The sequence below is a fragment of the Streptomyces sp. W16 genome (assembly GCF_033194735.1).
Classification (GTDB): Bacteria; Actinomycetota; Actinomycetes; order Streptomycetales; family Streptomycetaceae; genus Streptomyces.
In genome coordinates this window covers 1-10,650 of the sequence record NZ_JAWOAI010000354.1, presented here as the reverse complement: position 1 = coordinate 10,650, position 10,650 = coordinate 1, and the positions used below count along the sequence as shown (strand labels likewise).

The window sequence follows — 10,650 nt, the reverse complement described above, 5'->3', positions numbered from 1 at the left end:
ACGCCCTGCGCACGGCCGCGCTCGCGGGCGCGGACCTTCTCGACACGGACGACAGGACGCTCGTACGGGAGACGCTGTGGGCCTGGGACGGATCGCATCCGCCGGTCGTCCTGCGCGGCTTCCCGAACCGACGGGAGCGGCCGGCGGCGCGCCTGGCGGTACTGGCGGCGCTCGCGCCGTACCGGATCACGGAGGAGGACGTGGCCGCCTGGCGCGGGCCCGGGCGCACCGACGCGAGTCTGGTGCGGCTGATCGCGTACGGGGCGTTCGCCGCCGTCGAACGGATCGAGACGACGATGCGCGTGCCCGCCACCCGGCCCTGAGGTGCGCACAGGGGGCCGACATTTGGGGACACACAGCCCGTCGACAGTGAGGCACTGTCACCGCACAGGCACGGAGCGAGTTCGTACTTCCGCCTCACAGGGAGTCATGTGACACTGGCGTCCCCGTCCGCAGTGCGGACCCGCTCCGCACCCTTCCCCCACGAGAAGTGCGACTTGCGTTCTCTTCCTCTGCCGCTCGCTCTCACCGCGCGTCTGTCGCCGGTCGTCGTGCTCGCCGCGATGGGCTGGGCCCTGACGTCCGGTCCGTTCGCCGCGACGACGACCGCCGACCACAAGTCGACGCCCGACTCCGGCGCCCCGTCCGGGACCTCGGCCCCGTCGACGGCACCCGTGGCCAAGGCGTACTCCACGTCCCCCGCCCCGTGCGGAAGTGTGACGGTGGCGACGCTCAAGTCACTGGTGCCGGGCGCGAAGACGGCCGGCAAGGAGATCCCGTCGACGGACACGAAGGTGCGCCGCACCTGCTCGTGGAACGCGCTCAAGGGGTACGACTACCGCTGGCTCGACGTGTCGTACGAGATCACGGAATCGGACGAAGCGGCGAAAAAGTCGTATACCGAGACCACTACGGAGAAGAGCGGCGGCGGGGCGGTGCCCGGGCTCGGTGACTCGGCCTACTCCATCGTGAACCTCACCACAGAGGACAAGCAGCAGACGCGTGAGGGCACGGTCGTCGTCCGCGCGGGCAACGCGCTGGTGACCATCACGTACAACGGCAGCGACTTCGAGAACAAGAAGGCGCCGAGTACGGACGTGATCAACAAGGGTGCGATCAAGGCCGCGAAGGAAGCGGTGACCGCGCTGGAGGGCGGCAAGGCCAGCTAGAGCCGGCCCACCGCCCTCCGACACACGGTGTCCTACGCCTTGACGAGCGTCAGCTCCTTCGGCGCCGGCTCCTTCCGGGTCAGCAGCGTCAGCGCCACATAGAGGACCATCGACGTGCCCAGGCCGACCGCCCAGCCGTAGTCGGCGAGCGAGGACAGGGCCGGGATGGGCCGGCCGTCGATCAGCGGGTGGAAGTCGGCGCCGCCCACGGCGAGTACGCCACCCACCACGAACGCGACGACGGCCCGCCAGTTCCAGCCGCCGTCGTACCAGTAACGGCCGCCCGCCCGGTACAGGTCGGCGAGGTCGAGCTTGCCGCGGCGCAGGATCCAGTAGTCGGCGATGAGGATGCCGGCGACCGTGCCGAGCAGACCGCCGACCAGGCCGAGCCAGGTGAAGATGTAGCCCTGCGGGTCGGAGTACAGCTTCCAGGGGAAGATCAGCACGCCGAGGACGCTGGTGATCAGGGCGCCGGTGCGGAAACTGATCTTCCGGGGCGCGATGTTGGAGAAGTCGAAGGCGGGCGAGACCAGGTTGGCCGCGATGTTCACGGAGAGGGTCGCCACCAGGACGGTCACCAACGCGTAGAGCAGACCGACCACGTTGTCCGTCTTCGCGGCCAGCTGCACCGGGTCCCAGATCGCCGTGCCGTACACCGCCTGCGAACCGGAGGTGACCATCACCGACAGGAACGCGAACAGGGTCATGGTGGTCGGCAGACCGAGCGCCTGGCCCCACGTCTGGGCCTTCTGGCTCTTGCCGTAGCGGGTGAAGTCCGGGATGTTCAGCGACAACGTGGACCAGAAGCCGATCATGCCCATCAAGGAGGGCCAGAACAGCTTCCAGAAGCTGCCGCCCCAGCCCAGCTTGGACGGCTGGTCGAGCAGCGGGCCGAAGCCGCCGGCCTTGCTGCTCATCCACCACAGCATCACGAACGCGCCGACGAGCACGAAGGGCGCCGCCCAGTTCTCGAAGCGGCGGATCGTCTCCATACCCCGGTAGATGATGGCCACTTGGAGCACCCAGAACAGCGCGAACGACAGCCACATCGTCCAGGCGTACCCGCCGATGTGCGAGGCATTGGCCCAGCTGTCCCCGATCAGCTTGCCGGCGAGGAAGAAGATCGCCTCACCGCCGATCCAGGTCTGGATGCCGAACCAGCCGCACGCCACCAACGCCCGTACGACAGCGGGGAGGTTGGCGCCGCGCACACCGAACGAGGCACGCGCGAAGACCGGGAAGGGGATGCCGTACTTCGGTCCCGCGTGCCCGGTGAGCAGCATCGGCACCAGCACGATCAGGTTGGCCAGGGCGATGGTGAACACCGCCTGCTTCCAGTCCATGCCCACGGCGATGAGCCCCGAAGCCAGGGTCCAGGAGGCCGTGTTGTGGGCCATGCCGACCCACAGCGCGGAGAAGTTGTACGTGGTCCAGGTGCGCTTCTCGACGGGAACCGGCAGCAGGTCGTCGTTGGCGTACGGCCCGCTGGGCAGCGGCGACCCCGGGGCGATCTCCACCCGCCCGTCGGCGAGGGTGACTTGAGCGGTCGGCTCTATGGCCGTGGGAGCGGTGTCGGTCATGGGCAGGCCAATCAATGAGGTGGGTCCGGAAAGGCCGTGCGGGGCTCCGGCCCCCCTCCCCAGGACGGTGGGGAGGGGGAGAACTGGAGTGGGGGGACGGGGAGTTGAGCGGTATTTAAAGCGATCAGCCGTTGACGGCCGGGATCACCTTCGACCCGTAGGCGTCGATCGTCGCTTCCTGTGCGTCGTGCATGTCGTAGACGGCGAACTGGTCGACGCCCAGCTCGCGCAGGGCGTTGAGCTTTTCGATCTGCTTCTCGGCCGATCCGATGATGCAGAACCGGTCGACGATCTCGTCGGGCACGAAGGCGGTGTCGGGGTTGTCGGCACGGCCGTGATGCGAATAGTCGTACCCCTCACGGGCCTTGATGTAGTCCGTGAGTTCCTCGGGTACGGCGGCGGAGTGCTCGCCGTACTTGGAGACGAGGTCGGCGACGTGGTTGCCGACCATGCCGCCGAACCAGCGGCACTGGTCACGCGCGTGGGCGAGCGCTTCGGGCGAGTCGTCCTCGGTGACGTAGGCGGGGGCGGCTACGCAGATCTTGACCTCGGACGGGTCGCGTCCGGCGGCGACGGCCGCGTCCTTGACCGCCTTCACCATGTACTCGGTGAGGTAGAGGTCCGAGAGCTGGAGGATGAAGCCGTCGGCCTCCTCGCCGGTCATCTTCAGGGCCTTGGGACCGTACGCGGCCATCCAGACCGGGAGTTGGGCGTCCTCCTTGGCCCAGGGGAACTTGATGACCGTGCCGCCGAGGTCCGCCTCCTGGCCGGAGCCGAGCGCCCTGATGACCTTCATGGCCTCGCTGATCCGGGCGAGCGTGTTCGGGGCGCGGCCCGCGACGCGCATCGCGGAGTCGCCGCGGCCGATGCCGCAGACCGTGCGGTTGCCGAACATGTCGTTCAGGGTGGCGAAGGTGGAGGCGGTGACCTCCCAGGTGCGGGTGCCCGGGTTGGTGACCATCGGGCCGACCGTCAACTTCGTGGTGTTGGCCAGGATCTGACTGTAGATCACGAACGGCTCCTGCCACAGCACGGCGGAGTCGAAGGTCCAGCCGTAGGTGAAGCCGTTGCGCTCGGCACGCTTCATCAGGCTGATGACCCGCGAGGCCGGCGGGTCGGTCTGCAGGACGAGTCCGAAGTCCATGTGCGCCACTCCTAGTTGAGGTACTGACTGGTGGAGCGCGGGGTGTACACGCCATGGCCCGCGTGGCCGGTGTACTCCCGCTCGGTGATGACGAGTTCGCCGCGCGAGAGGACGGTCTCGACACGGCCGGTGAGGCGCTTGCCCTCGTACGCCGAGTAGTCGACGTTCATGTGGTGCGTCTCGGCGGAGACGGTCTGCTCGGCGTGCGGGTCGTAGATGACGACATCGGCGTCGGCGCCCGGGGCGATGGTCCCCTTCTTCGGGTAGAGGCCGAACATCCGCGCTGGGGAGGCGCAGGCGATCTCGATCCAGCGGCGGCGGCTGATGTGCCCGTCGACGACGCCCTGGTGGAGCAGGTCCATACGGTTCTCGACGCCGGGCATGCCGTTGGGGATCTTCGAGAAGTCCCCGCGTCCCAGCTCCTTCTGGCCCACGAAGCAGAAGGGGCAGTGGTCGGTGGAGACCACCTGAAGGTCATTGGTGCGCAGGCCCTGCCACAGCTTGGCCTGGTGCTCCTTCGGCCGAAGGGGCGTGCTGCACACGTACTTCGCGCCCTCGAAGTCGGGCTCGGCGAGGTTGTCCGTCGACAGGAACAGATACTGCGGACAGGTCTCGCCGAAGACGGGGAGGCCCTCGTCGCGCGCCTTGGCCAGCTCGGCGACGGCCTCCATCGCGGACACGTGCACGACGTAGAGCGGGGCGCCGGCGACCTGCGCGAGTTTGATGGCGCGGTGGGTGGCCTCGGCTTCGAGGAGGGCCTTGCGGACCTCGCCGTGGTAGCGGGGGTCTCGCTCGCCGCGGGCCAGCGCCTGTTCTACGAGGACGTCGATCGCGATGCCGTTCTCGGCGTGCATCATGATCAACCCGCCGTTGTCGGCGGCGCGTTGCATGGCGCGCAGGATCTGGCCGTCGTCGCTGTAGAAGACGCCCGGGTAGGCCATGAACTGCTTGAAGGAGGTGACGCCCTCCTGCACCAGCAGGTCCATCTCCTTGAGGGTGTCCTCGTTGACGTCGGAGACGATCATGTGGAAGCCGTAGTCGATGGCGCAGTTGCCCTCGGCCTTGGCGTGCCAGGCGTCGAGGCCCTCGCGGAGGGCTCCGCCGACGCTCTGGATGGCGAAGTCGACGATGGTCGTCGTACCGCCCCAGGCGGCGGCCCGGGTGCCGGTCTCGAAGGTGTCGGCGGCCTTGGTGCCGCCGAACGGCATCTCCATGTGGGTGTGGGCGTCGACCCCGCCCGGGATGACGTACTTCCCGGTGGCGTCGATGACCCGCTCGGCGGTCCAGGCGTCGGCCGTCGGCGTACCGGAGGTGGCTAGGGCTGCGATTCGGCCGTCTTCGATCAGGACGTCGGCGTGGAGTTCGTCGGACGCGGTGATGACTAGGCCGCCGCGGATTACGGTACGGGTGCTCATTGTTTTGACTCCGCTGGATTGTGGTCTGGTGCGGGTCTGTGGGGGCTGGGCGCGCAGTTCCCCGCGCCCCTCAAGAGGGCTTCGCCCTCCGAGGGGCGCGGAAACTATCCGAGCTACGGAGCGGTCAGAGGGCCGTACGCGTCCGGGCGGCGGTCGCGGTAGAACTGCCAGCGGTCGCGGACTTCGCGCAGCTTGGCCAAGTCCAGGTCCCGGACGACCAGTTCGGGCTCCTTGTCGCTGGCCACCTCGCCGACGAACTGGGCCTCCGGGTCGACGAAGTAGGTCGTGCCGTAGAAGTCGTTGTCGCCGTACTCCTCGACACCGACCCGGTTGATGGCGCCGACGAAGTACTCGTTGGCGGCGGCAGCAGCGGGCTGCTCCAGCTGCCAGAGGTAGGCCGACAGGCCGCGCGAGGTCGCCGACGGGTTGAAGACGATCTCGGCACCCGCGAGGCCCAGCGCACGCCAGCCCTCCGGGAAGTGGCGGTCGTAGCAGATGTAGACGCCGATCTTGCCGACCTTGGTGTCGAAGATCGGCCAGCCGCTGTTGCCCGGGCGGAAGTAGAACTTCTCCCAGAATCCCGGGACTTGGGGGATGTGGTGCTTGCGGTACTTGCCGAGGTAGGAGCCGTCCGCGTCGATCACGGCGGCCGTGTTGTAGAGGACGCCGGGCTGCTCCTCCTCGTACATCGGCAGGACCAGGACGATGCCGTGCTCCTTGGCGAGCGCCTGGAATCGCTTGACGATCGGGCCGTCCGGGATCGCCTCGGCGTACTCGTAGAACGCCTTGTCCTGGACCTGGCAGAAGTACGGTCCGTAGAACAGCTCCTGGAAGCACAGGACTTGAGCACCCTGCGCAGCCGCGTCGCGGACCGCCTGCTCGTGTACCTGGATCATGGACTCCTTGTCGCCCGTCCAGGCTGTCTGGAAGAGAGCGGCACGAATCACTGTGCTCATCGGGACCTCCGGTCGCTAGGTGTGCGAGGAGCTTAGGAAGCCCTGAAGTCCGGTTTGAGTTGCACGGTGTCACGTCTGCGGACGCTCGGCGTTGCACGGTGTCACCCTGTCGTGGCCGCATGTTTCACCGCCGTTTTCGCAGGTAGTCCCATGTTTCACCCCTGTTGCGCGTCGTGCGCGAGGAGCGCGATGTGCACCGAGGCGGCCTGCTCGAAGTCGTCGAGGTCCACCCCGAGCCGGCCTTCTATCGCCTCCAGCCGGCGGTACAGCGCGGGCCGCGACACATGGTGGAGCTGAGCGGTGCGCGACTTGTTGCGGCCGGTGGCCAGATAGGTGCGCAGTACGGCGAGCAGGTCCTCGTCGGCCGCGCACAGCAGCCCGTCCAGCTCCCGCTCGGCGAAGGACTGCACCTGCGGGTCGTCCCTCAGCAGCCGGATCAGGCCGCGCAGATGGACGTCCTTGAGGCGTACGACGGTGGGGAGTTCGAGGGCGTCGCTGGAGTCGGCCACGGCGTCGGCGACGTGCTGTGCCTCGCGCAGCCCGGCGGGCACGTCGTCCCAGACGGTGCGCGGACCGGCTGCGGCCACCACCGCCTTCAACGCCCCTGACTCCGTGCGCAGCCGGCTCGCGAAGTGCGCGGCGAGGGCGTCCGCGTCCTGGTCGCGAGGCAGGCTGAGCAGTACGGCGGTGGCGCCGTCGGCCAGTTCGGCGACGAGTCCCGGCAACCCCAACAGCCGTAGGACTCTGTCCAGTTGGGCTGTGTCGCCGTCGCGTACGACCATCGGTACGAAGGTCCGCCGGTTGACGGGGAGTCCGGCGGCGCGGGCGCGGGGCAGGAGTTGGCGGGCCGGTACGACGCCGCTCGCCAGGTCGGTCAGCAGGCTCTGTGCGGACTGTTCCTCCCAGGTCTGGGCGGAGCCGCCGAGCATGCGGTGCAGGACGAGGGCCTCGGCGGCACGGTCGGCGAGGAGGCGTCCGGTGGCGGTGTCGCCGCGGTGGCCGCAGAGCATGATCTGGCCCCAGCGCTCGCCGCGTCCGCCCAGTTCGGCGCGGATCCAGCCGTCGCCCTCGCTGCCGCCGGCCTGCCGGGCGATGCGCTCCCAGTCGCGCAGCACGTCGTCGACGGCGGACCGCTCCCCCGCCGTGGCGAGGACGCGGTGGGCGAGGTTGGTGACGACCACGGGACAGGCGCTGTGCGCGGCGACCTCGTCGAGCAGGCTCTGCAGCGGGGCACCGGCGGTGATGAGTCCGGTGAGCGCGGTCCGTACGGCCTCGGAGAGGCTGACGGCCGCGAACTTCCGCCGTACCAGCCGGGATTGGACCTCTTCCGTCAACTCCGCGAAGGGGAACGGGCGGTGGAGCACCACCATGGGCAGCCCGCACCGCTCGGCCGCGCGGCGCATCACGTCCGGCGGGGAGGGGAACGCGCGGCCGAGACCGAGGACGACGGCCGAGGCCTCCGCACGGTGCAGGGACTGGATGTACTCGGCCTGGGCGCCCTCGTCACCGGCGAGGAGCACGCCGGTGGTGAGGACCATCTCGCCGCCGGTGAGCATCACGCCGACGTCGGCGGCCTCGGCGACATGCACCCACCGCACGGCGCGGTCGAGTTGGCTCGCGCCGGCCACCACCTCGGGTTCCCCGGCGAGGACCCGTTCCAGAGCCAGGACCTGACGGACCGACAGGGCGGGCTCCAGGGTGTCCAGGGTGGTGGCCATAGCGCGTTTCCCTTGCTCGTACTGCTACTACTGCGTGCTCGCCAGAGCCCGTTCGAGGATGGCGGCGCCCTCTTCGGCCTCCGCGACGGTCAGGGACAGCGGCGGGGCGATGCGCAGGGCGCTGGTGTCGTGTCCGCCGCCCTTGCCGATCAGCAGCCCGCCCTCGCGGGCCGCTTCGAGGACGGCGGAGGCGGCCTGCGGATCGGCCTCGTCGGTGCCCGGTTTCACCAGCTCGACGCCGATCATCAGTCCGCGCCCGCGTACTTCCCGTACGCCGGGATGCTGGGCGGTGACGGCCCGCAGCCGCTCGATGAGGAGACCGCCGACGCGCCGGGCGTTGCCCTGGAGGTCGTGCTCCAGCAGGTAGGTGAGGTTGGCGAGGCCCGCGGCCATGGTGATCTGGGTGCCGCCGAAGGTCGAAATGCTGTTGGAGTCGAGGCAGTTCATGATGTCGGCGCGGGCGACGACACCGCCGATCGAGCTGCCGTTGCCGATGCCCTTGGCGAAGGTGAGGATGTCCGGCGGACCGTTCTGGCCGTGCGCCTGCCAGCCCCAGAAGTGGTCGCCGGTGCGGCCCCAGCCGGTCTGCACCTCGTCGGCGATCCACAACACCCCACGCTCGGCGAGGATTTCGCGGAAGGCCGCGTACAGACCGTCGGGCGGTGAGGTGAACCCGCCGACGCCCTGGACGGGTTCGGCGATGAGGGCTGCGGGCGGGCGGACATGGCCGAGCAGGTCCTTCAGGTCAGCCACGCAGGCGGCGATGAACTCGGCGTCGGACAGGTGGGCGTAGGGTCCACGCGTCCGCACACCGCCATGGACGTACAGCGTCTGCAGGGGCGACAGCGAGGTCGGGGACCAGCCGCGGTTGCCGGTGATGCCGACCGCGCTGAAGGAGCGGCCGTGGTAGCTGTTGCGCATGGCCAGGATCTGGTTGCTGCGCCGGTACGAGGTCGCCAGCATCAGGGCGGTGTCGTTGGCCTCGGTGCCCGAGGTGGTGAAGAAGACGCGGGCGTCGGGGATGCCGGACAACTGGGCGACACGCTCGGCGAGTTCGACCATCGGCCGGTTGAGGTAGAGCGTGGACGAGTGGAGGATCCGCCCGGCCTGCTCGCTGACCGCCTTGGTGACCTCGGGGAGCGCGTGCGCGGTCATGGTGGTGAGGATGCCGCCGAAGAAGTCGAGGTACTTGTTGCCCTCGGCGTCCCAGACGTGCCGGCCCTCGCCGTGCGTGATTTCGAGCGGGTCGTCGTAGTAGAGGGCGAGCCAGTCCGGGAGCACGGCCTTGTGCCGTTCCAGCAGGTCCTTGGTCACGGCTGCACCAGCCCTTCGTAGGCGTCGGGGCGGCGGTCGCGGTAGAACGCCCACTGCTGCCGCACTTCTTCGATGAGGCCGAAGTCGAGGTCGCGGACGAGAAGTTCCTCGGCCTTGTCGCTGGCGACCTCGCCGACGAACTGGCCGCGCGGGTTGACGAAGTACGAGGTGCCGTAGAAGTCGTTGTCCCCGTACTCCTCCTGTCCGACCCGGTTGATGGCGGCGATGAAGTACTCGTTGGCGACGGCCGCGGCGGGCTGCTCCAGCTGCCAGAGGTAGGCGGAGAGGCCGCGCGAGGTGGCGGACGGGTTGTAGACCAACTGGGCGCCGTTGAGGCCGAGTTGGCGCCAGCCCTCGGGGAAGTGGCGGTCGTAGCAGATGTAGACGCCGACCTTGCCGACGGCGGTGTCGAAGACGGGCCAGCCGGCGTTTCCCGGCCTGAAGTAGTACTTCTCCCAGAAGCCCTTGACCTGGGGGATGTGGTGCTTGCGGTACTTGCCGAGGAAGGTACCGTCGGCGTCGATCACCGCCGCGGTGTTGTAGTAGAAGCCGTCCTGCTCGACTTCGAAGACCGGGACGACGATCACCATGCCGGTCTCGCGCGCGAGCTGTTGCATACGACGCACGGTCGGCCCGTCGGGCACCGGCTCGGCCCAGCTGTAGTGCTCCGGTTCCTGGACCTGACAGAAGTAGGGGGCGTTGAACACTTCCTGGAACCCGATGATCTTGGCACCCAGACGGGCCGCCTCGCGGGCGTGTTCCTCGTGTTTCGCCACCATGGACTCGGTGTCGCCGGTCCAGGTGGCCTGGACCAGAGCGGCGCGTACGACGTTGGCCATGAGCTGCTCCTTCGACGGGACGTCAGAGCCTCTACGCCCGTAGACAAGGCCGTAGAGGGATGAACGTAAGCCTCCGGAGGAGCCTTGCCAAGACCATCGTCGTTAACCCGCGGAGTCGATCCTGTTTCACACTCCGGTGGGTGAGCCGCTGCGCCGGGTAGCCGGGTCCGGCGCCCCGTAAGGGGCGCGGGGAACTGCGCGACAAGCCCCCACCGGCGCGCAGCCGAAGAACCGCGCACCCAGCGGAGCGCTCACGCGCTGAAGCCCGCCACCCGCAAGGCATGCACCAGATCCCAGTGGCATTCGTCCGAGGCGCCCTGCGCGGCCTCCAGCAGCAGCGGAACCAGCTGCTGCGGGTCGGCGGCGACGCTGCGGGCCGCCTCCTCGGGGGTGCGGACCCGGACGTACGCGGCAAGAAGCGCGTGGATCTCCCGGCGGCGTCCCTCCGCGGCCAGCGCGAGCACGGCGTCGCCTATCTCCCCGGCCGGGCGGGCCACGCCCTGCCGGAGGATCTG

General features: G+C 69.1%; 8 protein-coding genes and 2 pseudogenes. 2 read left to right on the top strand and 8 right to left on the bottom strand.

The window, feature by feature from the left end; translation table 11 throughout:
• Positions 1–323, top strand: a pseudogene (locus tag R6V09_RS35220) (carboxymuconolactone decarboxylase family protein); the annotation flags it as partial.
• Positions 324–497: 174 nt separating this feature from the next.
• Positions 498–1,169, top strand: coding sequence for a hypothetical protein (locus R6V09_RS35215; RefSeq protein ID WP_317885528.1), 672 nt, complete (start codon positions 498–500; stop codon positions 1,167–1,169).
• Positions 1,170–1,201: 32 nt separating this feature from the next.
• Here R6V09_RS35215 and R6V09_RS35210 read toward each other — a convergent pair whose 3' ends face one another.
• The 8 genes and pseudogenes from R6V09_RS35210 to R6V09_RS35175 all read right to left on the bottom strand — a co-directional run.
• Positions 1,202–2,749 carry an NCS1 family nucleobase:cation symporter-1 gene (locus R6V09_RS35210; RefSeq protein WP_317885527.1) on the bottom strand — a complete coding sequence of 516 codons (1,548 nt, stop codon included), beginning with the start codon at positions 2,747–2,749 and terminating at the stop codon, positions 1,202–1,204.
• A 124-nt stretch (positions 2,750–2,873) separates the two neighbouring features.
• On the bottom strand, positions 2,874–3,893 hold the full coding sequence (locus R6V09_RS35205; protein WP_317885526.1) for a TIGR03842 family LLM class F420-dependent oxidoreductase: 1,020 nt from the start codon (positions 3,891–3,893) through the stop codon (positions 2,874–2,876).
• 11 nt (positions 3,894–3,904) lie between these two features.
• Entirely contained in the window at positions 3,905–5,308 is a 1,404-nt protein-coding gene (hydA, locus tag R6V09_RS35200) for a dihydropyrimidinase (protein WP_317885525.1), read from the bottom strand.
• Positions 5,309–5,421: 113 nt separating this feature from the next.
• On the bottom strand, positions 5,422–6,264 hold the full coding sequence (locus R6V09_RS35195; RefSeq protein ID WP_317885524.1) for a nitrilase-related carbon-nitrogen hydrolase: 843 nt from the start codon (positions 6,262–6,264) through the stop codon (positions 5,422–5,424).
• Between the two features lie 155 nt (positions 6,265–6,419).
• Positions 6,420–7,982: a PucR family transcriptional regulator gene (locus R6V09_RS35190; protein ID WP_317885523.1), complete on the bottom strand. Its 1,563-nt coding sequence runs from the start codon at positions 7,980–7,982 to the stop codon at positions 6,420–6,422.
• Between the two features lie 27 nt (positions 7,983–8,009).
• Positions 8,010–9,296, bottom strand: a complete 1,287-nt coding sequence (locus R6V09_RS35185; protein ID WP_317885522.1) for an aspartate aminotransferase family protein — start codon at positions 9,294–9,296, stop codon at positions 8,010–8,012.
• A complete protein-coding gene (locus tag R6V09_RS35180) occupies positions 9,293–10,135 on the bottom strand; it encodes a nitrilase-related carbon-nitrogen hydrolase (RefSeq protein ID WP_317885521.1) in 843 nt (280 codons plus the stop codon). Before R6V09_RS35180 ends, R6V09_RS35185 begins: the two co-directional genes overlap by 4 nt.
• A 251-nt stretch (positions 10,136–10,386) precedes the next feature.
• Positions 10,387–10,650, bottom strand: a pseudogene (locus R6V09_RS35175) (hypothetical protein); the annotation flags it as partial.